At 45.2% G+C, this 24471-nt stretch carries 20 protein-coding genes; 13 read left to right on the plus strand and 7 right to left on the minus strand.

Annotation, left to right across the window (positions count from 1 at the left end; all coding sequences use genetic code 11):
- The first annotated feature begins 239 nt into the window (after positions 1–239).
- A complete protein-coding gene (locus JV36_RS0113815) occupies positions 240–1190 on the plus strand; it encodes an aldo/keto reductase (RefSeq protein ID WP_032097795.1) in 951 nt (316 codons plus the stop codon).
- Between the two features lie 82 nt (positions 1191–1272).
- Positions 1273–1662, plus strand: a complete 390-nt coding sequence (gene gloA2 / locus JV36_RS0113820) for an SMU1112c/YaeR family gloxylase I-like metalloprotein (RefSeq protein ID WP_032097734.1) — start codon at positions 1273–1275, stop codon at positions 1660–1662.
- Between the two features lie 117 nt (positions 1663–1779).
- Here gloA2 and JV36_RS0113825 read toward each other — a convergent pair whose 3' ends face one another.
- Positions 1780–2592, minus strand: a complete 813-nt coding sequence (locus JV36_RS0113825) for a mechanosensitive ion channel family protein (RefSeq protein WP_032097733.1) — start codon at positions 2590–2592, stop codon at positions 1780–1782.
- Between the two features lie 220 nt (positions 2593–2812).
- Positions 2813–4030, minus strand: coding sequence for an MFS transporter (locus JV36_RS0113830; protein WP_032097794.1), 1218 nt, complete (start codon positions 4028–4030; stop codon positions 2813–2815).
- Between the two features lie 293 nt (positions 4031–4323).
- Here JV36_RS0113830 and JV36_RS0113835 point away from each other — a divergent pair, with 293 nt between their 5' ends.
- On the plus strand, positions 4324–6273 hold the full coding sequence (locus JV36_RS0113835) for an alpha-amylase family glycosyl hydrolase (protein ID WP_032097732.1): 1950 nt from the start codon (positions 4324–4326) through the stop codon (positions 6271–6273).
- Positions 6274–6585: 312 nt separating this feature from the next.
- Positions 6586–6825 carry a hypothetical protein gene (locus JV36_RS0113840; RefSeq protein ID WP_032097731.1) on the plus strand — a complete coding sequence of 80 codons (240 nt, stop codon included), beginning with the start codon at positions 6586–6588 and terminating at the stop codon, positions 6823–6825.
- A gap of 140 nt (positions 6826–6965) precedes the next feature.
- On the opposite strand, the gene folE is transcribed toward JV36_RS0113840, so the two are convergent.
- The gene (gene folE, locus JV36_RS0113845; RefSeq protein ID WP_032097730.1) at positions 6966–7649 is read right to left on the minus strand and encodes a GTP cyclohydrolase I FolE; all 684 of its coding nucleotides are present in this window, start codon (positions 7647–7649) and stop codon (positions 6966–6968) included.
- Between the two features lie 164 nt (positions 7650–7813).
- On the opposite strand from folE, the gene folM reads away from it, so the two are divergent.
- The 3 genes from folM to JV36_RS0113860 all read left to right on the plus strand — a co-directional run bounded on the left by folM (position 7814) and on the right by JV36_RS0113860 (position 10611).
- Positions 7814–8521, plus strand: a complete 708-nt coding sequence (folM, locus tag JV36_RS0113850) for a dihydromonapterin reductase (RefSeq protein ID WP_032097729.1) — start codon at positions 7814–7816, stop codon at positions 8519–8521.
- Between the two features lie 145 nt (positions 8522–8666).
- Complete coding sequence (locus tag JV36_RS0113855) at positions 8667–9731, plus strand: agmatine deiminase family protein (RefSeq protein ID WP_032097728.1); 1065 nt, start codon at positions 8667–8669, stop codon at positions 9729–9731.
- Entirely contained in the window at positions 9718–10611 is an 894-nt protein-coding gene (locus tag JV36_RS0113860; RefSeq protein ID WP_032097727.1) for a carbon-nitrogen hydrolase, read from the plus strand. Before JV36_RS0113855 ends, JV36_RS0113860 begins: the two co-directional genes overlap by 14 nt.
- A gap of 107 nt (positions 10612–10718) precedes the next feature.
- On the opposite strand, the gene pdeM is transcribed toward JV36_RS0113860, so the two are convergent.
- Together pdeM and JV36_RS0113870 are read right to left on the minus strand one after the other, a co-directional pair.
- Positions 10719–11471, minus strand: coding sequence for a ligase-associated DNA damage response endonuclease PdeM (gene pdeM / locus JV36_RS0113865; protein ID WP_032097726.1), 753 nt, complete (start codon positions 11469–11471; stop codon positions 10719–10721).
- 10 nt (positions 11472–11481) lie between these two features.
- The gene (locus JV36_RS0113870) at positions 11482–13944 is read right to left on the minus strand and encodes a ligase-associated DNA damage response DEXH box helicase (RefSeq protein ID WP_032097725.1); all 2463 of its coding nucleotides are present in this window, start codon (positions 13942–13944) and stop codon (positions 11482–11484) included.
- 357 nt (positions 13945–14301) lie between these two features.
- On the opposite strand from JV36_RS0113870, the gene JV36_RS0113875 reads away from it, so the two are divergent.
- The 4 genes from JV36_RS0113875 (at position 14302) to JV36_RS0113890 (ending at position 18782) form a co-directional block, all read left to right on the plus strand.
- Positions 14302–15105 (plus strand): UDP-2,3-diacylglucosamine diphosphatase, encoded by an 804-nt coding sequence (locus tag JV36_RS0113875; protein WP_052010381.1) that lies wholly within the window; start codon positions 14302–14304, stop codon positions 15103–15105.
- 43 nt (positions 15106–15148) lie between these two features.
- On the plus strand, positions 15149–15970 hold the full coding sequence (locus JV36_RS0113880) for a lipase family protein (RefSeq protein WP_032097724.1): 822 nt from the start codon (positions 15149–15151) through the stop codon (positions 15968–15970).
- 104 nt (positions 15971–16074) lie between these two features.
- A complete protein-coding gene (locus tag JV36_RS0113885; RefSeq protein WP_032097723.1) occupies positions 16075–17091 on the plus strand; it encodes a ligase-associated DNA damage response exonuclease in 1017 nt (338 codons plus the stop codon).
- Positions 17091–18782, plus strand: coding sequence for a cisplatin damage response ATP-dependent DNA ligase (locus JV36_RS0113890; protein WP_032097722.1), 1692 nt, complete (start codon positions 17091–17093; stop codon positions 18780–18782). The genes JV36_RS0113885 and JV36_RS0113890 overlap by 1 nt, the downstream gene beginning before the upstream one ends.
- Positions 18783–18939: 157 nt before the next feature.
- Here JV36_RS0113890 and JV36_RS0113895 read toward each other — a convergent pair whose 3' ends face one another.
- The gene (locus tag JV36_RS0113895) at positions 18940–19908 is read right to left on the minus strand and encodes a carbohydrate kinase family protein (RefSeq protein WP_032097721.1); all 969 of its coding nucleotides are present in this window, start codon (positions 19906–19908) and stop codon (positions 18940–18942) included.
- A 394-nt stretch (positions 19909–20302) separates the two neighbouring features.
- On the opposite strand from JV36_RS0113895, the gene JV36_RS0113900 reads away from it, so the two are divergent.
- The gene (locus tag JV36_RS0113900) at positions 20303–21439 is read left to right on the plus strand and encodes an ROK family transcriptional regulator (RefSeq protein WP_052010369.1); all 1137 of its coding nucleotides are present in this window, start codon (positions 20303–20305) and stop codon (positions 21437–21439) included.
- Between the two features lie 10 nt (positions 21440–21449).
- Positions 21450–22391, plus strand: coding sequence for a homocysteine S-methyltransferase family protein (locus JV36_RS0113905; protein ID WP_032097791.1), 942 nt, complete (start codon positions 21450–21452; stop codon positions 22389–22391).
- An 81-nt stretch (positions 22392–22472) separates the two neighbouring features.
- Here JV36_RS0113905 and JV36_RS0113910 read toward each other — a convergent pair whose 3' ends face one another.
- A complete protein-coding gene (locus tag JV36_RS0113910) occupies positions 22473–24449 on the minus strand; it encodes an alpha/beta hydrolase family protein (RefSeq protein ID WP_235207849.1) in 1977 nt (658 codons plus the stop codon).
- Positions 24450–24471: the final 22 nt, after the last annotated feature.

Consider the following 24471-nt stretch of genomic DNA (forward strand, 5'->3'; position numbering starts at 1 on the left):
ATTGGCGTTAATGCCGTCACTTTATTTATTGATACGTCGCTTTTAAAAGGCCTGCAACAGCGATATTGTAACCGACGCGGCATATTCTATACGTCACAGCTTTTTTGAAGAACACTTTTTTAAAGACACATTTTTTGAAGACAGGATTTAAAAAGCATATTTTGGAGAACGCACTTTTGAAAGGAAACGCTTTGAGTAACGATTTGAGTACCGATTTAAATAAGCATGCTAATAAGGGCATGCAAGCACATTTCCCATCTGCCAGCAGACTCGTATACGGCTGTATGGGCCTAGGCGGTGGCTGGAACAATAACCCAGTAACGTCAGACCACATAAACGAAACACATGCCATTATCAATAAAGCGTTAGAGCTAGACATCAACGTATTTGATCACGCAGACATCTATACGTTTGGAAAAGCAGAGCAAGCCTTCGGTGAGGTGCTAAAAACATCGCCTGCGTTACGGGAAAAGATGATTATCCAATCAAAATGCGCTATTCGTTTTGAAGATAACTTAGGCCCTAAGCGCTACGACTTCTCGGCGAAATGGATAAACACATCGGTGGAGGGAATTCTGTCCCGTCTACATATCGAGCAAATTGATGTGCTTCTTCTTCACCGACCAGACCCACTTATGGAGCTTGATGAGTTGGCTGAATGTGTGGCATCACTTCAACAGCAAGGTAAGATTAAACACATTGGCGTGTCTAATATGAACGGACACCAAATTGCTTACTTACAATCTGCGCTATCGACGCCTATCGTAGCTAATCAGCTCGAAATGAGTTTAGGCTTTAGAGAGTGGATAGAGGACGGCATAACCACCAATAGCACTGCCAATCGCCAAGTTGGCTATGCATCGGGTACAGTTGAACACTGCATGCTAAACAATGTTCAACTGCAAGCATGGGGAAGTATTGCCCAGGGTCGCTACACAGGTGCCACCACGAATAGTGACACTGACAAGAACACCGCGGAACTCGTAAAACGATTAGCGAGTGAGTACGAAACCACTCCAGAAGCTATTGTATTAGGTTGGCTTATGAGGCACCCCGCTAAAATACAGCCTGTGCTTGGCACGACCAATCTTGAAAGACTAGCAGCATGCAAAGAAGCGGATAACTTGACGCTATCGCGTGAGCATTGGTATGCGCTTGTAGAAGCCGCTCGCGGCCAGGAAGTTCCATAACGCTCTTCTGCAGTGGCGTTGCCGTCAACGCCGCTGTACTCCATTACATACTTAGCGCGTTCTTCGCGCATAGGGGTTTGCTATGCTAAACGGGTTTCATCACGTCGCTATTATTTGTAGTGACTACCCGCGTTCAAAACAGTTTTATACAGAGATATTAGGGTTTAGCGTTATAGCGGAAAACTATCGCGAAGCCCGAGATTCCTACAAATGTGACCTTGCACTTGCCGACGGCAGTCAAATTGAATTATTTTCGTTTCCGAGTGCTCCAACTCGACCTTCTAGGCCTGAAGCGCAAGGGTTAAGACACCTCGCGTTTAAAGTAGATGACCTAGATGCAGCCATCCAAAAACTAACGGACAAAGGCGTAGAATGTGAGCCTATTCGCGTAGATGAATATACTGACAAGCGCTTTACCTTCTTCCAAGACCCTGACGGCTTGCCGTTAGAACTCTATGAGGTCGCACTCTAAACAGTGATGTCCTAAACAATGCGGTTCTGAACAATGTTGTCCTGAGCCGTGCTGTTTTAAACCGCGCAGTTTTAAACAAAAGAGCACCGCTTTCTTAAGGTCAGTAGGCCAAAAAAACTATAGCATTTTAACTTCACGTTGAGGAAAGGGTATTTCTATCTTCGCCTGTTTGAGGGCGTCGAACACGGCTTTATTCAGCGCATACCGAATTTCAAAATGGCGCGTTGAGGGAGCTAACACCCGTATCCCAACATTAATACTGCTATCGCCGAAATTATCTATACCAATAGAGTGCGTCTTGTCTGAAGGAACACCTTCTACCGACTTCACTGCATCTGTCACTACTGCAAGCACGCGGTCTACGTCACTTGAATAGGCTACGCCAACAGACAGTTCAATAAGCATGTTGTCAGCGGAGTTGTGCAGCACTTCCCCCACAATCAGTTTATTAGGAATTTGAATAGTGACATTATCTTCATCGATAAGCAGGGTGTAAGGCAGCATTACTTGGTCTACCACACCCGAGACGCCCTGCACTCTGATGGTATCGCCAACAACGAAGGGGCGTGTAATTATAATGGTAAAGCCAGCCGCATAGTTCGCAAGCATTCCTTGAATAGCGAGTCCAGCACCAAGTCCCACAGCACCTATGGCCGCAATTAACGGCGTAACGCTTATTCCAATATTACCCAGCGCAATAATGATAACGATGCCGAGAATAACCAGTTTGCTGGCGCCTCCTGTGAAGCGACTTAGCGTAATATCAATATCTCGGCTGATCATCACGCGCTCGACGACGCCACCTATTTTTGCGGATAGCCACCAGCCCACCAAAAAGATAACCAGAGCGCCAAGCATCTGGAAACTGTAGGTTACTGCAAATTCTACCAGGGTATTGTAGAGTGCTTGGGCTTGCTTGAGTTCGTCCATAGGTGAAAAAAATACGTCAATAATTGAGATGTTCCGAGGATAAACAACATTGAAACTACATACAATAAAATGAAGACTCTAGAGCGTGTGGGTGACGTGAAGTGTCTGCGCAAATAGAAATGGCCCAAATGAAAACACCCACAGTTATTGGAATGTCCAATGACTGGGGGTGTTTCATAATATCCATGTTGTCGTTTTGTTGAAGCGCTAGCTTACGGCGTTAATTGCTGTATTCAGACGCTTCAATTTCGGCTAGGCGTTTTTGCGTTGGGTTTTTAACAAAGTTATACACCATGCCGATAAATAAAATAGCGGCAAATGCCGTTGCAACCATAAACCCGTACTTAGCGTCGCCACCGTTAGCATCACTCACCAACCCCATAATAAAGGGTCCAGCTGCTGCACCTGCTGCAGTGAAGAAAAGAATAACTCCCGCAACACTGCCGTGCTGGTGCTTAGGGAAACAGCTTATTCCTTTAGAATTAAAGGTAGGGTAAATAACCGACATGAAAATCCCCGTTAGCGGAAATAAATAGAGCGCCACCTGTTTGCCGCCCATCAGTCCGGCACCAAAGCAAAGTACAATGCCGCCGCTGAATAACATTAATACAAGTGCCCAATTAAAATGCGACATCATCCAGATACCAACAAAGCGACCTGCAGCACGTAAAATGAAAAACGCCGTTACCGAGTAAATCGCTAATGTTCGGCTAAAGCCTTCTGTGTAGCAGTCGTAAGTTGCTCGAAGTGTAGAGGCATCACAAACTAAATAGCTAGGCATCCACACGTATATTGCGCTTTCCGCAGCCACGTATAAAAATGCGCCTACCGAAAAGCCAAAGGCGTAAGGATTCTTTATAAGCGCTAGACTTTGCAGTACTGAAACCTGCTTTACTTTCTCACTTTTTTCACGGGTATAATTTGGGTATTTTACAAATAGTGCACCTACAATTAATACAGTACATACACCACCTGCAATCACATAAAGCCACTGCCACGCCACTCCTTGATGAATTAAGTAAGCGACGATTAACGGCCCTATGATTGCGCCAACGCCAAAGAATGCCTCGGCACCGTTCATCGTTGAAGTATGCTGTTTTGTGGATGAGGAAATATCGCCTATAAGTGCAAGCGCGCCGGTTTTAAATACACCTACAGCGACGCCAGATAGACTCATCAAACTTACAATAAGCAGAAAATCATCAGCAACCAAAAAGCTGTAGCACGCCACACCAAAGATAGCTAAACCCATGATAATAGTTGGCTTTCTACCTATTTTGTCGGCTAAAAAGCCTAGAAATAGGCCTGACAACGCTATGCCCAACATAGGAAGGGAATGCATAAGGCTTGCTTGTGCATTCGTGACAGAGAATGCCACCTTCACTTCCTTTATAATTTCCCCTACCGAATCTGATGTCATGGCGAACATCATAAACATCAGGTAGGTTAACCATCTTATAATTCTGCTATTTTGATCCTGATTGGACATAGTGAGTCTCGCATCAATACTGCTATTAAAGCCTAAAACCAAGCTAATTTATGTTATTCGCCCGTCACTATCTAGACGTACTAGACTATTTGATGAACAAATGTGTAAGTTTATTTGATAAAATAACTTAATCGTTTAAGATAAAAGTTAACAGAATTTAAAATCCCTGTAAACTTGTTAATTCTTATCTTTCTTTTAACGCAACAGAAAAAACGGATTTGCGTAACATTTTGGAGCCACCTATGAACTATGCCGCTGACGTTAGTGTTTGCCTAGACCGCATCTTGGAATCTACCGATCTATCAGGCCTAACGAAGAAGGACGCGACGTTATTCACCCGACGTCTTGAAGCGCATTTTCCTTCGCTCTTCGAAAAATACACTTATGTATATGGCCACCAATACGATTGTTACTACCATTTACAAAAATTAGTAGAAACGTTAAGAGATGGGGTTAAGAAAAGAAAGCCTGCTCTTAAAAAGCTTGATGAAAACAGGCTTAAATCACCGCTATGGTATCGCGACGAAAAGCAAGTAGGTTTAGCGTGTTACGTTGACTTAATGGGCCCTACCCTTAACGATCTACACGACCGCATTCCGTACTACAAAGCACTAGGTATTACCTATCTTCACCTAATGCCACTTTACGACGCCCCTGCTGGCGACAGCGATGGTGGCTACGCTGTGTCTGATTATCGCAAGGTGAACCCAACCCTTGGCACCACAGCAGATTTAGAAAAACTTGCTGACGCTCTGCTCAAAGAGGGAATTAACCTCGTACTCGATTTTGTGTTTAATCACACCTCTGACGAGCACCGCTGGGCAAAGGCAGCGCTTGAGGGTAAAAAGCAATATCAGAACTATTACTATGTGTATGACGATAGAACCATACCCGACCAATATGAAACCACGCTCAGGGAAATATTCCCTCAGGTTCGTCGAGGAAGTTTTACCTTCAACGAGCAAATGCAAAAATGGGTGTGGACTACATTTAACAGCTTTCAATGGGATTTGAATTACAGTAATCCAGAAGTATTTAATGCCATTACATCTGAAATGCTGTTTTTAGCTAATATAGGCTCTGCAGCCCTTCGCCTAGATGCCCTTGCATTTATTTGGAAGGAAATGGGGACTAACTGCGAAAACCAAGACAAGGCCCACGTTTTAATTCAAGCGTTTAATTGCTGTTTAGAAATAGCGGCACCTGCGGTGGTATTTAAATCTGAAGCGATTGTGCACCCCGATGAAGTCAACAAATACATTGGCGAAGACGAATGTAAGTTGTCTTATAACCCACTTCTTATGGCGCTGCTTTGGAATAGCCTAGCAACCAGAAAAACGAGACTACTGACTCGCTCAATGCAAAAGAGCTTTGCTATTTCTGATAATTGCACTTGGGTGAATTATGTTCGCTGCCATGATGATATTGGATGGACCTTCGACGATGATGTGGCACAGGAGCTTGGTATTAACGGCAATGATCACCGCTTTTTCTTAAACCAATTCTTTACCGGACGCTTTGAAGGCAGCTTTGCTAACGGCGTGCCGTTTGCAGAAAATCCATCGAATGGCGATTGTCGCGTTTGTGGGTCTCTCGCGTCTCTGTGTGGACTGGAAAGTGCTCTACAAAATAATGATGCGAAGGGTATTGAGGAAGCAGTCAACCGTATGTTGTTACTTTACGGCATTACATTCAGTATTGGTGGTATACCGCTTTTGTACTCAAGTGATGAGATTGCAAAGCTTAATGACTACAGCTATCGCGATGACGTGACCAAGCAACACGACGACCGCTGGGTAAATAGAATAGCCGTTACCCCTGAAGACACTGCACTGGCCATGGAAAAAGTACAGCGTACGCTAAGTCCTCAAGAAGATGCGAGCTTAAAGGTATTTAAAGGCCTTCAACACATGTTGGCAATTCGCAAAACCCACGCTGTATTTGGTAAGGCGCGCACCTACATTTTAGAAGCTAGCAATCACCACTGTTTTGCATTCTTAAGAGAAAATGAAAACGGCGAAAAATTATTAGTAATAAGTAACTTCAGCGAACACGTACAGCAAGTTGATGGTGAGATACTAAGAACGCTAAACGGCACATCGTGTAAAGACTTACTATCTGACAGCACCTTTAAAGGCGATGAGACGGTAGTCACACTTCGTCCTTTCCAACAGTTTTGGATTACGCAATAAAAAGTATTTTTACTTTATTCGCCGCATTAACTGACATTGAGCGTACAATAAGGGCGCAGCAGTCATCGCTGCTGCGCTTTTATTATTATACATAGCAAACACTTACCTTTTTTTAATGACTTTTTAAGGCAAATATTACCAATACCACTATACTTTAGTTCAGTGAGAGCCTTAGTTTAGCGACGTTGCGCTAGGAAGCGCCACCGTCAAAATAGCTTTTCACTTTTAAGCTTTTGAAGATTGATACATCACGCAATTTTTGTGCCTCGGGAAACTGAGCACGCAACGGAAATATCACGCAAAGCGTGAAATATGGACATCATTATGGGGAAAGAAAAAATTATGCATGGCGAAAGCGGATTGGAATATATGTGCCCACATTGTGGGGCAACGAACACGGTTCAAATTGGTATACTCAAAGACATGTATACCGAACAATTTGATTCCTGCAGTGGCTGTAAAAAACACCTGAGTTTAACACCTGCTGACGGCGTTGGCGGAAAGATAAACTTGGTCATTGACGCCTTAGACCCCGATTTTCGAGCTCGATAAATTCAAAACTGTATTCATAGTATAATTATGAAAAAAGCCGCGTAGTTAACGCTCCTATAGAGCAATGACTACGCGGCTTTTTGTATTATTTATGGGTGTTGCTGATAAAACTAGTGCTGAAACCTAGCTTTAAAAGCTCGCTATGAAAAGAAGCTGCGTTTCAAGTCTTTATCAGTAAGAAACTCACCGCCTAGCGCCGACGTTTTAGTATACGAGTTTGTATCCTTAATGCCTCTCGCTTTCACGCAATAATGCGTAGCGTTAATAGACACTGCCACATCATCTGTTCTCGCTAGCGTTTGTATAGCCACGAGTACCTGTTGTGTTAATCGTTCTTGTACCTGGGGGCGCTGGGCAAAAAAGCTAACAAGACGATTTATTTTGGACAAACCGATAACAGTATCTTTTGGTATGTACGACACTGTCGCAGTTCCGTCGATAGTCACAAAATGATGCTCGCAGGTGCTGGTTAGACTAATGTCAGACACTTGTACAGGCTGGTCAATCTGCATCTTGTTTTCAATGGCAGTGATTTTAGGGAATTTCCTATAATCTAAGCCACCAAAAATTTCATTCACATACATTTTTGCAATGCGCGTAGGCGTGTCGCACAAGCTGTCGTCCGTCAAATCTAGACCTAGCGTTTCCATTACGTCGCGCATGGCACTGGCAATACGCGTGCGCTTTTGCTCATCGCTTAGGCCATTAGGCACCATGGGCGTTTCTAAGCCTTTCGCTTCTAATACGTTTCGAACACGCTGCGCTGATTCAGATATAGAGGGATCGAGTGCGTCGCGCACAATTACCGCTTCTTTTGCTAACATTGGATTATCCGTATATGACTTCTTTTTTTAACTTCTACGCACATCAATGCGTTACAGATCGACTAGGCTAGTAAATGACTTTTTTTTAATATAGTTGCCAAGTTATGTACCAATGGCACACTATTTACGTATTCCCTTACATATTAACTATTTAGGAAAACACATTGGCCTCACCTATACTTATTACAGGCGCTAGTCAGCGATTAGGACTGGCTATGGCAGACAGCTTGCTCGAAGAGGGTAATGCCGTTGTCGTAACCTACAGAACACTGCGACCCACAATAGAAAAACTCAAAGACAAGGGCGCAACCGCTATATACTCAGATTTTAGCACTGAGCAGGCTATTGATCGAGCAATTGATGATATTAAGGCAGCAAGCGAAAGCTATCGCGCAATCATTCACAACGCCTCCGATTGGGCACAAGAAAAAGACCATGACGATAAGCACAGCTTATTTAACCGCATGATGAATGTTCATGCTCTCGCCCCCTACCGTATCAATCTCGCCTTAGCCCATTCGCTTTCAAATCAAGATGGTTTTAGCGACATTATTCACATGACAGATTATGTACAGGATACGGGCAGTGAAAAACATATGGCCTATGCGGCCAGCAAAGCAGCTTTGCACAACTTAACGCTCTCTTTTGCAAAAAAACTGGCTCCCCACGTAAAGGTAAATAGCATTGCCCCTGCCCTTCTCATGTTTAATGAAGGTGATGACGAGGCCTACAAACAGAAGGCATTAAAGAAATCGGTACTTGAAACGGTACCTGGTGCACAAGAAGCAGTAAAAGCTATGCACTATTTACTAAACAGCGACTACATCACCGGACAGACCCTGCATTTAAATGGCGGTAGGCATTTAAAATGATGTAAAGGCTCAGAATAACGAGAAAAATAGTGTGTTAGATGCTTTTTGTAACATGTAGCCAATGCCGTAAATTTATTAGACGGAGTGTTGGTGGGACTGCACGGTACAGTTATACTTAGCCTTTCACTGTTTACTTGGATGAACTATGCAGGGCACACGCACTATGGCGCCAGAATGGCATGATGCAGACGCTATCATGCTGGCATGGCCTCATGCCCAGACTGACTGGGCACTATGGCTTGAAGAAGCCAGAGACACCTATCTCAACGTCATAACTGCAATAAACCGATATAATGCAGGGGTAATACTACTTTGTGCACCCGCCGATATCGACGACCTCACGGCGCGCCTTGCACCTGATGCAAAGGTACTAATTGTACCTGCCACATATAACGACACCTGGGTGCGGGATTACGGGTTTATAACCTGCTTAGATAGCGACAAAAACGGCTCGCCAGTGGAATTTCGCTTTAACGGCTGGGGCAATAAATTTAACGCTGAAGACGACAATCTTGCCAATCAGCGATACCTGGCCGCTCTGTGTAAATCGGTACTAAGAAGCAGCCCTATTGTTGCTGAAGGCGGCGCACTCGAAATTGACGATCAAGGGCATTTACTAACCACTGCACAATGTTTGTTAAACCCAAAGCGCAATGGCGATATGCCGTTGTCTTCTTATGCTGATGCGTTCAGCGATATATTGGGATGTAGCAAGGTTACCGTATTACAACATGGGCATCTTGAAGGTGATGACACCGACGGTCATGTAGATACGTTGGTGCGATTTACGCCTAATACAGGCCTAGTCATTCAAGCGTGTGATAATCGCCCTGATGACAGTCACTTTAAAGGGTTGAAGGCACTTTGCGAAGAATGCGCCTGTGCACTTCCAGAGCATCAGCAGTACCGCTTACCGCTACCGCTCATCAACAATGAGGACGGCGATAGATTACCCGCCTCTTATGCTAACTATCTCATTTGTAACGGCGCTATTTTGCTCCCTATTTACGGGCAAGACGAAGACAGGGAAGCGATTAATGTTATTCAAAAAGCGTTTCCAAATTACATTGTTGAACCAATTGATTGTCGTGTACTCGTAAAGCAATACGGCAGTTTGCACTGCATTTCTATGCAAGTGCCAAAAAATACGTTGAAAGACGACATCATTGAGTCATTAAGGAAAGGAGTATCACTACATGCCCCCAAATAAGTTAAAAGTGGGCCTTGTGCAGCAGGCTGTAAGCGATAACGACAAAGCGACAAATTGGAACAAAAGTGCTGAGCAAGTGGCTAAACTTGCCGAGCAAGGTTGTGAATGCATTTTGCTACAAGAGCTGCACAGCACCTTATATTTTTGCCAGCAAGAAGACACCGACGCCTTTGATTTAGCAGAGCCAATTCCAGGACCGGCCACGGACTTTTTTGGTGAGCTCGCTGAAAAACACAACATCGTTTTGGTTACCTCTCTTTTTGAAAAGCGTGGCTCAGGGCTTTATCACAATACCGCGGTCGTTTTTGATAGAAGTAGGGAGATTGCCGGGAAATATCGCAAGATGCATATCCCTGATGACCCGGGTTTTTACGAGAAGTTTTACTTCACGCCGGGCGACACCGGCTTTGAACCCATACAAACGAGTGTTGGAAAGTTGGGTGTACTTGTGTGTTGGGATCAATGGTATCCAGAAGCGGCCCGTCTTATGGCTATGGCCGGTGCAGACTTGTTGTTTTATCCCACCGCAATTGGCTGGGATGTGAACGACACTTCCGAGGAGCGCACCCGTCAACATGGCGCGTGGGAAACCATTCAGCGCTCGCATGCTGTGGCTAACTCAGTTCCGGTTATCGTAGCGAACCGTACTGGCTTTGAAGCGTCACCTGTTGAAGGCGACCCAGGTATTCAGTTCTGGGGGCAGAGCTTTGTAGCAGGCCCGCAGGGTGAAATACTGGCAAAGGCCGAAGCAGAGGGTGAAACTACACTATCAGTCGAGCTTGATATGGAACGTACCGAGCAGATTAAGCGTATTTGGCCTTACTTCCGTGACCGTCGCATAGATGCCTATGATGACCTAACAAGACGCTGGCGCGACTAACCCAAATAAATGGGGGTCAGAGTGCATTTTTTTCTGAGCGGAAGCAGCTTCTAAATTGTAATCTGACCCCATTTTTGTCCTGAGTTTTAAATGCGATGCTTCAAACGCTATGTTTTAAAAATAATACCGTCGTACATCATAAACGTATTCCTTTCGTTTTTTGCCAGCAGTGCCAGCATCACCTCATCTTCGACGTCTAGGCCGCCGGTGAATTGACCAAAGGCTGGCATAACAAATAGCTTACTCGTTGATATAAAGCACTTACCCGAGTATCGCCTGCGTGAGATTGCGGTTCGCATTTTAGGGTGAAAATGACCAATAATTTGCGCCCTACTGCCAGTTTTTGTGCTGCTTTCTAAACTATTTTCTAAACCAGCTTCGGGCTCATGACGAAACACCACATCATAAGCTCCCTCTTTGTTAAGATGTATCTCCTCACAAGCTTCACCAGGGATACCCTCTGGCAGGTCAGGATCGTGATTGCCCTCCACCCAGCTCCACTGCGTCACTTGCGATACTAAATTGCATAGAAAGACGCGGTCTTCAGCTGTCATTCGAGCCATGCTGTGTTTGTCGTGAAAACTATCGCCTAGACTAATAACTCTTGCCGGCTGATAGTCTTCAATAATAAGCGCTAGGCGCTTGAGGGTTGCTTGAGAGTCTACACTTGGCAGCGGGTTTCCATAACTTCGTAAGTAGCTTCCCTTTTCTAAATGCAAATCTGACACCACCAGCCAATCAAGCGCCGGCAAATACGCCACGCCTCTAGCATCTAGCACCCACAGAAGCCCTGCAAATTTGGTTATACTGAGTTTTCTTTTTGCTAACTGAGTCGTTAGCCAACTGTCGCTGATTGCCAATGAATACCTATTATTGTGTTTGCGAAAGCAGTGCGCGTACGTCTTCTAGCATGTTTTCAGCCTCAGCGTACAAATCTGCTTGCTCTATAATTGCCTGAGCCCCTGCGCCTTTTATTTGTTCACTGCGAACATTCAGCACAATGGGAATAGCCATGGGAGACACTTTTTCTAAATTGACCAAGGTCGCGCTATCAACGTAGCGAATAAGCAGGTTTGCCAGCCTGGATAAATCTAGCAACTCTCGCTCTGCGTCCTCTCTCGCCACTTTTAATAAAATATGGTCGGGGTCGTGCTCACGCAAGGTGTCGTAAATTAAATCTGTCGAAAACGTTACCTGTTTCATGGTTTTTTGACTGGCGTGATAGCGCTGCTCAGTCAGCCCGCTCACCACAGCAACCTGGCGAAACGACCGTTTTAGCATAGGTGCCTGCAGCATCCAGTCTTCTAACTCGTCGCCCAATATATCGGGCTGGAACAAGCGCTGAAGCTGCTGCTGTGTAATTGGGTTCACCGACGCTATTGATAGCCCGTAGTCAGTAACGCTAAAGCTAAGGGGCTTAATACTCATCTTTTCCATACGACGGGTTAACAACATGCCAAGGGTTTGGTTAGCCTTTCGTCCGTCGAAGGTGTAATACAATGTGTAATACGCTTGTCGAAATGGAAATTGCTCTACCAATACATTACCGGGCTTAGGCAGTTGAGAGAAAGCCTCTTGCAGGGTTAACCATTCTTGAACTTGTTTAGGCAGTGCTTTCCACTTCGAACTATCAGCTAAAATCCCTCTCACGCCATCTGCTAAATACGTAGACAACGGCATTTGCCCGCCACCGTAACTCGGTATTTTAGGCTCTTTTGCCTTGGCAGGCTTCGCGTGAAGCTGCATGTCTCTTATTGCTTCGTATTTCAGTACTTCACCGGCAAAGTAGAATGTATCACCTGGGGTAAGCTGCTGAGCAAAATACTCCTCCACTTCACCAATAATTTTGCCCTGATTACCACGGCGTATTCGTTTAACTTTAAGACGGCCAGATTCCACAATCGTGCCAATATTTTGCCTGTGCCGCTGGATCACCCGCCGATTCGCTGGGGAAAACGTACCGTCGTCGTTCTCCAATAACCGCTGATAGCGCTCGTAGGCATTAAGGGCACTGCCGCCATCTAATGTGAACTGCCATAGTTTATCAAAATCACTTCTGTCTAACCCTTGGTAAGGGGTAGCATTAAGAATTTGTTGGTACAAGGTGTCAGGTTTATCAGCCTGACTGCACAAACAGTTCAAAATAAACTGGGGAATAATATCCAGCGCCCCCGAGTGCGGGGCATCGCCATCTAACTCACCTTTGTTAATAGCATCTATTGCAGCCTGACATTCTAGCGCTTCAAAGCGATTCGCTGGGACTAACAGCGCTTCACTAGGTTCATCTAGTCGGTGATTTGCTCGCCCAATACGCTGCAATAATCGGCTTACCCCTTTCGGCGCCCCCACTTGTATTACCTTATCCACATCGCCCCAATCTATGCCCAGCTCTAGGGCGGATGTACACACCACAGCGCGAAGCATACCGCTTGCCATCATAGCTTCGGTTTTGCGACGTTGCTCTTTGCTTAAACTACCGTGGTAAAGGGCAATAGGCAGTGCCAGTTTGTTGACTTCCCATAGCATTTGAAACAGCAATTCCGACTGCGCTCGGGTATTTACAAACACCAGCGTGGTTTTCGCTTTTTCTATTGCCTGGTAAATATCATCAATGGCATAGCGCGCCATAAACCCACCAAAGGGCATTCGTGCTTTTGAATGCAGCATATCTACCTTGGGCTTCTCCCCTGCCTTTACTTTAACAATGTTGGCGGTACTGTCGCTGCCTGCTAGCCAGGCGCCAAGTGTTTCAGGGAAGGCCACGGTGGCTGATAAACCAATACGCTGCATGGCTGGCGATAACACAGAAAGCCGCGCTAACGCTAATGACAAGAAGTCCCCACGTTTATTCGCCATTAAGCTGTGGGTTTCATCTATGATCACCCGCTTCAGCTTGCCAAATAGTTTATCTGCATCAGCATAGCTCAGCATTAACATCAGCGACTCAGGCGTGGTCAATAATATATGCGGCGGCTTTTTACGCTGGCGCTGACGTTTGTGGGAAGGTGTATCTCCGGTTCGCGTTTCTGCGCTAATTCCCAACCCCATTTCTTCAATAGGCTGCAGCAAGTTGCGATGGATATCCTGGGTGAGCGCTTTTAGGGGAGAAATATATAAGGTGTGCAACCCCGTGAAGTTAGACGTGCTCAGCAACGCATCTAACTCTACTAGACTCGGTAGAAAGCCTGATAATGTTTTTCCCGCTCCTGTGGGTGCAATAAGCAAGGTGCAATCATGCTGGTCTTTTTCAACAAGCATATCCCGCTGATAATCGCGAAGCTGCCACCCTTTCTTTTTAAACCACTTGGCAAATACAGGAGGTACTGATTTCATTAATTAACTTACTTCCATTTTTTACTCGTTATACGCAGGTTACCCAGTTAGGTTTACCAGCAAGGTTTATTTGCACCGGCTAACTTCCTCAATCCTCATGCACTTTCGCGCCCTTGCAAACAAAAGAAGGCATGTAGATAAAGTACTTTAACGAGAGAGCTCTCACCTTACTGTTGTAGGCGACTGTTGTAACGAGCTGTTGTAACGAACTGCTGTCGCGGCCTGCTGTCCTCCATTGATGCAGTGCCCTCATTTCAGAACAGCACCGTAACGATATCGTCATGAAGGTGTCAATTAACTGTCAAGTTGATTGGTTAGGGTATGCCCACACCAAATGATTATTTGAGCATTTCAATGATTAAGGCTCCTCACTTCAGAAGCGTTTTTATCTCAGATACACACCTTGGCAACAAAGACTGCAAAGCAGAATTTCTTCTTCACTTTCTCAACAATATGACCTGCGACAGGCTTTACCTAGTGGGCGATATTGTAGACATGTGGTCGATGAGCAAACAGTTTCGTTGGCCAGATGCGCACAATGAAGTGATACATAAAGTTATCCAGCTTAGTCATGAATCTACAAAAGTCATCTTTCTGCCGGGCAATCACGATGCCCCCTTACAAAAGTATTCAGGAATGCAGTTTGGCGATATAGAGATAAAGCGCCAGTACGTACATGAAACCGCAGCGAACAAGCGCTACTTGGTGTTGCATGGCGATCAATGTGATGGCGATGTGACTTTAGGCCGCTTTCACGCCTGGATTGGCGATAAGGCCTATGATGCGCTGCTATTTGCAAACCGTTGGTTTAACCTGCTGCGAAGCTGGAGAAAACAAAGCTATTGGTCGTTAGCAGGCTACATTAAGCAGCGAGTGAAAGGCGCAAATAAGGCCATAGCACGGTACAAAAACGCTACTACTAAGCGGGCAAAAGAACTACAGCTTGACGGCGTCATTTGCGGCCACATTCACCACCCGGAGTCAGATATGGTGAATGGAATTCATTATGTGAACGACGGCGATTGGATAGAAAATTGCTCTGCGCTAGTTGAAGACAACGCCGGAAACTTGCAGCTAATAGACTGGGTTGTGTATACCAAACAAGAAACGGTGTCTGAATTAGACCTTAGACACCTCGATTCGAAAAATAAGGCGGCGTAATGCGTACGTCAACCCAATGAATGCATGTGAAAGACATTAGCCATTGAAGAAACTTAAGCGGTATCAGTACGAACGCTATGCCGTACTGTGTAAGTTGGCATATCCGAAAGAATTTGACTATTCATCACTGGGCTTTTCAGCCCATCAGCACCATGCTGTGTGCGATTCACGGGGCACCGTTGTGGCACGCATTCTCTGCCGCCCAAAGAAAAAAGAAGTTATCGTGCTGTTTAGGGGCACCCAATCCATCCGAGATTGGTTACTCAACTTTTGTATTTTCCCAAGTAAAGCAAAGGGAAACTTTAAAGATAAATCAAAGCACAACGGCTATGTTCATTTTGGTTATCAGCTTCTGCTCAATCAAAAAAGTCAGACTACTATCTCCTTGCCTGCTGACAATAAAAAAACCAGCGCAACGCTCAGTATATATGAAGATATCGAAGCCAAATTGGCACCACTGATTTGCGCGGGCAAGCGCATAACATTTACTGGGCATTCTTCCGGCGGTGCCATGGCGGTGCTAGCAGCGCAGCGCCTTGAATTGGCATTTCCTAAAAGTGTGCGCCGCGTTGTCACCTTTGGTCAACCTTCTACCAGCTATCGTCGATTCTTTAAGCATTACTTACTTCATCACCGCACATTTAGAGTTGTTTGTGACCTAGATATCGTCACCTTCCTCCCACCTATTCCGGGGTTGTTTAAACATCTTGGGCGCTCGCTTTGGTTACATAACGAGCGTGTTTACGACAACGCCAAGCCTATATGGCGGCTATATCGGGTTATTTCTCAGTGGCTGATTTCCCCCATCTCATATCACTACATGCATAAATACATTCGCAACAAAGACTTCTTTGATAAACATTAGGGCCTGTTGGGCGAAGTAAAAACTTGAGCTGTGCAGGCTAAGTGGTCGCTTTATCTTTTCTGTCGTATGTACATTTATTGCAAATACAGAGGGAAACGCTGCCTGTGCATCCATCAACATGGTTAAAAACTGATAATACTGGCTTGTACTGCGAACCGGGTGGGTTTTACATCGACCCCATGACCGAAGTAGACACAGCGTTAGTGACTCACGGCCATGCTGATCATGCGCGGGCAGGACACCATACGGTATATGCCAGCGTAGAAACCCTAGCCATTATGCAAACTCGCTACGGCGAGGATATGGCCGAAAAACAACACACTATAGCATTAGGTGAAAAGCTCACCTTTAATGGTGTGACGGTAACCTTTTATCCCGCGGGCCATATATTAGGCTCTACGCAAATACTCTTAGAATACGGTGGCTATAGCGTGGTGGTATCTGGCGATTATAAACGACGTCACGACCCCACCTGCCCGCCTTTTCAGGTGGTACCTTGCGATGTGCTTATTACCGAGGCTACTTTTGGACTACCTGTTTTCGAACACCCACCCATTGAGAACGAAATAGAGAAATTGCTTCACTCCCTGCGGGTATTCCCCACTCGGTGTCATCTGGTAGGCGCCTATGCCTTAGGCAAGTGCCAACGTTTAATTATTGCGCTTAGAGAGGCAGGCTACCACAAGCCTATTTATCTGCATGGCACTCAATTGAAGTTATGCGATTTATACCAACAGTTTGATATTGACCTTGGCGAACTTATTCCCGTCTCGCAGGTTGACGATAAAAAAGAGCTCGCGGGAGAAATTGTGATTGCTCCGCCTTCTGCATTGGCAGATAGATGGTCGCGAAGTCTTCCTAATGTGCGCACGGTGATGGCATCGGGCTGGATGCAAATTCGCGCCCGCGCGAAGCAGCGAAATGCCGAACTCCCTCTTATTATTTCCGACCATTGTGATTGGCCTGAACTACTTAGAACTATCGAGGAAGTCAACCCGAAAGAGGTGTGGGTGACTCACGGAAGAGAAGATGCGCTGATGTATCAAGCTGAAAAGATGGGGTTTAAAGCCCGAGCATTGTCATTGGTGGGCTATGACGAGGAAGAACAAGGAGGTGATTAATGGAGGCGTTTAGTAACCTGTTAGAGCAGCTGTACTTTACCGCTGGAACGAAAGCAAAAGCGCAGCTTATTGCAGACTATATTGAAAATACGCCAGACCCAGATAGAGGCTGGGCTATTGCGGCCATGGCAGGCACCCTGCGATTTGACTTTTTTAAACGCAATACCGTGAAAAAATTGATTACCGAGCATACCGACCCCGCCCTATTTGCGATGAGTTATGACTATGTGGGCGAAGTGAGTGAAACCGTTGCGCATCTATGGCCGTTCAATAGCCCTGTGTCACCCTTACCGTCTCTGCATAGTATTGTAGATACTTTTGCTACTGTATCTAAACAGAAAGTGTCTGCAACGCTGGCCGAATACCTAACCATGATGACACCGTCACAGCGCTGGGCACTGCTGAAATTAGGCACTAGAGGGCTTCGCATTGGCGTATCAGCACGCTCAATAAAGCAAATATTGGCCGACTACGGCAACAAAGATATTAAAGAGATAGAAACCTTATGGCACGCTGTAAACCCGCCGTATACCGAGCTTCTACAGTGGTTAGAAGGGAAGGCTGACAAGCCTGATATAGAAAATGCCGTCACGTTTCATCCCGTCATGCTTTCTCACCCCATTGAAGACAATGATATCGACACCTTTGATGCCAACCTTTGGCAAATTGAAAATAAGTACGATGGAATTCGTGTACAGCTTGCGGTGAATACCGAGCTTGCTAGTAAGGATAAAGAAAGTGAAAAGCTCGCAACCAATTCCACTGATGAACAAGAGCGCGAAAAGGCGCTGTTCTCTCGAACTGGCGACGATATCAGTCACTCATTCCCTGATTTATTGGACGAAATGAGCGGCAATATGGTGCTAGATGGCGAGCTATTGGTTATTCACAATACTGAGGAGGCTACTGCCAGTGCATCAGATATGGCCAGCAGTTCGTCTACATCAGAACCTATCGTTGATACGTTTAATGCGCTGCAGCAAAGACTTAACAAGAAAAAGCCAACCAAACCCTTAATGCAGTCAAACCCGGTCGGGCTTATTGTTTACGATGCCCTTGTACTAGAGGGAGAAAAGCTGACTTCCTTAACATTGGAGGCTAGGCGTAAAAAATTAGCCTCTTGGTTTGAGCAAAAGAAGCCGCCTCGGCTATTTTTATCTAACACCTTACGTGCATCATCGCCCGAAAGTTTGCGCGCCCTTCATAACACGGTTTGCGACAACAGATCGGTTGAAGGGCTAATGATTAAACGACTCGACAGTACCTATGTGCCCGGTCGACCTAAAGGCCAGTGGTATAAGTGGAAACGAGACCCTTTAGTAGTAGATGCGGTGATCATGTACGCGCAACGAGGACACGGAAAACGTTCAAGCTTTTATTCAGACTTTACTTTTGGCGCATGGGAAGGCGAGCAATTATTGCCTATTGGCAAAGCTTACTCAGGCTTTACCGACGAAGAATTGAAAAAATTAGATAATTGGGTGCGACGCAATGCGGTTGGCCGGTTTGGTCCGGTAAGAGAAGTGAAAAAAGAGCTGGTTTTCGAAGTCGCTTTTGATGCAGTGCACCCTTCCAGTCGTCATAAATCGGGAGTGGCCCTTCGCTTCCCGCGAATTCATCGGATACGCTGGGACAAGCCTGCGAATGAAGCAGATACCTTAGACGCACTAAAAGAACTGATAGAGCGTTAATTAAAAGAGCCTGTTACTTAGTAGCGTAACAGGCTCTTTGTTGCGTTGCTTGGCGCTTTACATATTCTGCGCTTAGCTCATTTAGCGCTTCGCTTTTTTAACGCTTAGCTTGTCTATCGGCTTAGCCGTTGGCTTCGCTGTTACCGTGGCTATTTTGCTATTTCGCGATATCTTGCTGAGTAGGCAATGCACTAAACGCGCCGTATTGAGTTACGGTAAATGCACCACAGCGAATCGCAAACTCAGTGGCCTCGCTTACATTTTCAAAACTTGATGCCCAGCTATCAAATTCGTCAGCATTTTTAACTTTGGTTGATAGGTAATAAAGGAACCCACCGATAAAGGAGTCGCCTGCCGCCGTTGTATCTTTAACATCCATTTTGGGCGACGCTAACGTGCCGCTAAATGATGTCGTGATGTAGTGAATAGGCTCACCGCCGTCAGTCACCAATACCACTTTTACGCCGCTCTCAAGCCATTGTTGTACTTTCGCATCAGCATTTTCTGCACCGTATAGCTCGTCGAGCTCTTCACGGCTTGCCTTTAAAATGGAAACTCGTTTCGCTGCCGCATCTATTCTTGAAGGTGCATTAGCTGTGTCGTCCCAAAAAGCAGGGCGGTAATTGATATCTAAACACGCCATCATGCCCTCTTGGCGCGCCTTGTCTAAAATAAACTCCGTACCCGGTATTAACTCTGGACCGGCAAGAGAGCCTGAGCAAAAGTGCAGTACCGCATCTTTATTACAGTCGATAGTAGACAGGTCTTGCTCGGTAATGTGTTTATGCGCTGCATTATCCACATAAAAGTCGAACGAACGCTCACCGTCTTCATCTAGGTTCACAAACGCTAATGCTGTATTGCCTTGTGAGGTAGTCCATACAAAATCGGTATTAACTTTATAATGCTCAAGCATTTCTTTTAAAAAAGCGCCAAAGGTATCATCACCCACTTTTGATACCATAGCACTGTGTCCACCGAGCTGCGCAACTGCCACAGCAACATTGGCTGGCGCACCACCTGCATAGGGTTGAAAGGGCTTCATTGCCGGTATGTCACCGTCTTTTGGCGCCGCACCTTGGCTTAACATATCGATAAGTACTTCACCTAAACATAATATTTTCATACCAGCCTCACTCTATTCGTTATACATACAACCATAGTGCACACTTCACGTATCGCACTTTACGTTAATAAGTCGTTAATTAGTTATTCAATTGGGCATAGTATTGTCTTTCTTTTTAATTAAATCAACCTAATTGACTTAATTAAAATAAAGACAACAAAAATTGTATACTTTAGGTGAAGATTAGTGACCCATTGGTGTTTATAGGTTACATTCTGGTTCACGAGCACTGTTGGGTGTGTCAAACTTTTCGCCGTAAACTGTGTTAACAAACGCGATGGGAAAGCCTTATTTTTATTTAACATCACCAGGTAAAACTCACACCCAAAGCAAACTTCAATGTTTTAATAATTCTCATTGAACAACTACTTTTACACTAGAGAGCAAGTTAACTATGGCAACACATTTGGCAGATAATCGTTCGGACAATGAACGGGCCATCATCTCGCTGATTAATAAGCATAAAGAGTTACCAAAAGCTCAAATAGCTGAATTAACTGGCCTTTCTGCACAATCTGCCACGGTAATTATTAAAAAGTTAGAAAGCGACGGTTTGGTGTTACGCAATGCACCAATTAAGGGAAAAGTAGGGCAACCAAAGGTGCCTTTCAGCCTTAATGCCGACGGCGCGTTTGGCCTAGGCTTAAAAGTAGGTCGACGCAGTTTTGATATGACCCTTATAGATCTTTGTGGAAATGTTCGCGCTACCGTCAAAGAAAAGGTGGCTTATCCAACGGTTGATACGCTTATGTCGTTTACAGAACGCGCTATTAACATGTTGACGAAAAACATTGCTGCTGACCATTTACCTCGAATTCGCGGGTTAGGTGTGGCCATGCCCTTCGAAATTTGGACTTGGGCAGAAGAAGCCGGGGCACCGAAAGAAATGCTAGAACAATGGAAGCAATTCAACCCGACATTAGCACTAGAATCTCTTGTTTCTTTGCCAGTATTCGTTCGCAATGACGCGGCAGCCGCATGCAGTGCAGAAATGTCATTCGGTAATGCAGCCCATTTCTCGCACTTTTTGTATTTATTTGTAGGTACATTTCTTGGCGGTGGTGTGGTTATTAACGACACACTTTTTACGGGAAGATCGGGAAATGCCGGCGCGGTAGGTTCTTTACCATTTTTTAACGGCAATGAGGAACATCAACTTTTAACACAGTCTTCATTATATGTTTTAGAAAATACGCTTGATAATACTGGCGCAGAGGGCAGGCAAATTTACAGCTCTACCGAGTACTGGAACATAGAAGAGAGCGTGATTGATAATTGGGTTTACTCTGCAGCGCAAGGTCTTGCTTATGCAGCACAATGCGCGATGAGCTTACTTGACATTGATGGCGTTATCATTGACGGTGCGCTACCTAAGAGGGTTAAAACGCGACTTGTTGAGCAAACAAAAAATGAAATTGCCAAACGAGACATGCGAGGCATTACATCGCCGCGCATCATAGAAGGGCTAGTGGGAGCAAAAGCTCAATCCATTGGAAGCGCAAACCTTCCTTTAGTTGCAAATTATTATTGAAGAGCGAGTTATGACAGACCCCTTTGAATACATAGACATTTTAGACGGCGGAATGGGGCGAGAACTAGAGCGTGTGGGCGCTCCCTTCAAGCAGCCCGAGTGGTCCGCGCTATCGCTTATGCAGTCCCCTGAAAAAGTAGCGCAAGTTCATCGCCACTTTTTAGATGCCGGCGCTCAGATAATCACAACCAATGCCTATGCTATTGTGCCTTTTCATATTGGTGACGACGCATTTCAAGGGCAAAGTCTTTCTTTAGCTCAACGAGCCGCTCGTATTGCGAGACAAGAAATAGACGCGTTTGTCACTGAGCAGGACGCACAAGAAAAAAACACACCGCTACTTGCCGGCTGCATTCCACCTGCATTTGGCTCATATCGCCCCGATTTATTTGATAAAAGTCAGGTTGAAAACATTTTACGTCCCTTGATAAAAGGCCAGCAAGATGACGTGGATTTTTGGTTAATTGAAACCGTATCGTCAATTGAAGAAGCCAATGCCGTTGTCTCTATGCTAAGAGAATATTCTACTTTACCTATTTGGCTTTCTTTTTCTCTTGCCAATAGACACAGCGACTCAGAAACGCCAAAGCTTCGCTCTGAAGAGCCACTAGCCCACATTGCTGCAACACTTGATGGTGTTGATGCAGTTTTATTTAACTGCTCTCAACCAGAAGAAATGGAAGACGCCATTGCTATAACCCGTGAAATGAACAGTGGCATACGTATCGGTGCCTACGCCAACAGCTTCTCTGAGCGCAACCGTCAACATGAGGCTAATGCATTGCTTTCATCACTGCGCAACGATGTAACCCCAGAACAATACTTACATTATGCAAAAACGTGGGTTAACGCGGGAGCGTCGATCGTTGGAGGCTGCTGCGGAATTGGCCCTGAACATATAGAAGCATTATGGGACTATTTTAAAAACCCCTCCCCCAAAAAAAAGCAATAAGGGTCACCTATCGTCCTCTAGGTAATAAGAGGCCAGGATCAAAAAACGCCCTCATGGGGCGTTTTTTTCAATAAGAGCGTGCTAGCTCTTTAAGTTTTTATCCAGAAAGTTAATTAACCCCTGATAGAGCTCTCGCCTATCTTCCTCATCGAACACACCGTGGCCTGCCTGAGAATATTGAAGATACTCTGGCGGATTACCTGCTCTGATAAGCGCTTGAGACAGTGCTTCTGAGTTAATTTCTGGCACTCGTCTATCTTTAGACCCATGAATAAGCATTACATTCGCTTTGATTTTATCTGCATGGTACAAGGGCGAGTAGGCTTTTAATTGCTCTTTGTCGCTGCCCAATACACGCTTTAAATACGCTTTACCGCCCCAGTTATTAGGGATATCACTTTCTGTAAACATGTATTGCAAGTCGTAGATGCCCACATACCCAATTGTACACTCGTAAAGGTCTGGCTCTTTTACCGCAGACATCAGCGCCGCGTATCCACCGTAACTCGCTCCGTATGCACAAACGTTGTTTCCATCTACGTACTCTTTATCGATAGCCCATTTCACAGAGTCGTTGATATCATCAATCATTTTACCGCCCCACTCGCGATAACCTAACTTCTTGTACCTTTCTCCATAACCATCACTGCCGCGAAAGTTCACTTGTAAAACCGCGTAACCACGGCTGGCTAAAAACTGCGTTTCGCTGTTGTAGTCCCAGAAATCTCTGGTACCGCTTTGATGTGGACCGCCGTGGATCATCACCACTAAAGGAGGCTTTTCCTCACTTGATTGCTTTGGAAGGGTCAGGTAGCCATTAATTGTTTCGCCATCTGATACTTCAACGCTAATCGGCTTCATCGGCGCTAGTAATCTAGGGTCTATCCACGAGCTGTTTGCCCATATAAATTGCGCATCTAGCGTTTCACTATCGAATAGGTAGTACTCACCGGGGTTTACATCGCTGCGTACATGTACAAGTAGTGTTTTCCAATCTCTTGTATGACTAGCAATGGCAACAGTTTGATCGCCAAAAGCGTCGGCTAATAGCTTATGAATTTTTCGTGTTCTACTTTCTTCTTTCGCGTACACATATTCAGACTTATTCGGGTAAGTGACGCCCACTGCAGGCATACCATTTTCGTCATATAATACTTGCTCGATATCGGTAGCGTGAGAGTCAAAAATTTCAGTGTACTCTCCACTTTCAAGGTCTAGCTTAAAGTAGGTATAAATAACCTCTTCACCAGTAAAGCCTGATAAATAAACGAACTTCTCATCTTCACTTAAGCCTCGTGGAATTAGGTTTTGAGCTACGCTAAACGCATCGCCTAAGTTTTTCCATTCACTGTCGTTGCTATCTCGATATGCTGCGTGGAAGATGCCGCTTTCATCCTGCCAACGCATAAATAGAACCTGGCCATCTTTTGTTGCCAACGCGCTGCTGCGGTTGTGCGGCAGCACGTCTACTTTTCGCTTTCTACCTGTAGAGATATTTAACTTACTAATGATGGGCTGTTTTACTCGGTTGTCATAGTAAACATCGCCTTGCTTATCCCATGGATATTCAGTGATTAAAATATGTCTTTCATCATTTTCTAAAAGGCTTAGCACCTCTTGACTGGCCAACACATCATCTCGACTTGATAAACGGCTGCCTAGTTTTGCATCTCCTGCTCTATAGCCATAAAGCATTTCTGTTTTACTGCCATCAACATTCATAGCGAAAAGCTCACCAGTGGGTACTGGTCTATCATAAGAAAATTGCTTTTCAGCATATTCAAATAAAAGGCGCTCACTATTTACCCACGTGACACTATGGATAATGTCGTTATTTTGAGGACGAATCCCGCCGACAATCGCCATAGTATCTGTAGACAAAACACCAAGAATAACTTTGTTGTCTGCCCGTACCCGCGCAGCTAAATGCTTGCCGTCTGGGGAGAGCTGAAGATCGAGGTAATCACCGTGCTTGATAAAATAATCGAGGGGAAGCTGATCGTTTGCAGAAATAAATAAAGAATAAAAGGCCAAAATGGCCCCTAAAATCCGTCTCATAAATGTCCTTTTGACTTATTAG

Source organism: Alteromonas sp. LOR (genome assembly GCF_000753865.1).
Classification (GTDB): Bacteria; Pseudomonadota; Gammaproteobacteria; order Enterobacterales; family Alteromonadaceae; genus Alteromonas.

Excerpts from the sequence above, each read along its gene's own strand:
- JV36_RS0113815 (WP_032097795.1), top strand. The coding sequence starts at position 240 with ATGCAAGCACATTTCCCATCTGCCAGCAGACTCGTATACGGCTGTATG.
- JV36_RS0113840 (WP_032097731.1), top strand. The coding sequence starts at position 6,586 with ATGGACATCATTATGGGGAAAGAAAAAATTATGCATGGCGAAAGCGGA.
- JV36_RS0113825 (WP_032097733.1), bottom strand. The coding sequence starts at position 2,592 with ATGGACGAACTCAAGCAAGCCCAAGCACTCTACAATACCCTGGTAGAA.
- JV36_RS0113830 (WP_032097794.1), bottom strand. The coding sequence starts at position 4,030 with ATGTTTATGATGTTCGCCATGACATCAGATTCGGTAGGGGAAATTATA.
- JV36_RS0113855 (WP_032097728.1), top strand. The coding sequence starts at position 8,667 with ATGCAGGGCACACGCACTATGGCGCCAGAATGGCATGATGCAGACGCT.
- JV36_RS0113870 (WP_032097725.1), bottom strand. The coding sequence starts at position 13,944 with ATGAAATCAGTACCTCCTGTATTTGCCAAGTGGTTTAAAAAGAAAGGG.
- folE (WP_032097730.1), bottom strand. The coding sequence starts at position 7,649 with ATGTTAGCAAAAGAAGCGGTAATTGTGCGCGACGCACTCGATCCCTCT.
- gloA2 (WP_032097734.1), top strand. The coding sequence starts at position 1,273 with ATGCTAAACGGGTTTCATCACGTCGCTATTATTTGTAGTGACTACCCG.
- JV36_RS0113900 (WP_052010369.1), top strand. The coding sequence starts at position 20,303 with ATGGCAACACATTTGGCAGATAATCGTTCGGACAATGAACGGGCCATC.
- JV36_RS0113890 (WP_032097722.1), top strand. The coding sequence starts at position 17,091 with ATGGAGGCGTTTAGTAACCTGTTAGAGCAGCTGTACTTTACCGCTGGA.
- JV36_RS0113860 (WP_032097727.1), top strand. The coding sequence starts at position 9,718 with ATGCCCCCAAATAAGTTAAAAGTGGGCCTTGTGCAGCAGGCTGTAAGC.
- JV36_RS0113905 (WP_032097791.1), top strand. The coding sequence starts at position 21,450 with ATGACAGACCCCTTTGAATACATAGACATTTTAGACGGCGGAATGGGG.
- JV36_RS0113895 (WP_032097721.1), bottom strand. The coding sequence starts at position 19,908 with ATGAAAATATTATGTTTAGGTGAAGTACTTATCGATATGTTAAGCCAA.
- JV36_RS0113835 (WP_032097732.1), top strand. The coding sequence starts at position 4,324 with ATGAACTATGCCGCTGACGTTAGTGTTTGCCTAGACCGCATCTTGGAA.
- JV36_RS0113910 (WP_235207849.1), bottom strand. The coding sequence starts at position 24,449 with ATGAGACGGATTTTAGGGGCCATTTTGGCCTTTTATTCTTTATTTATT.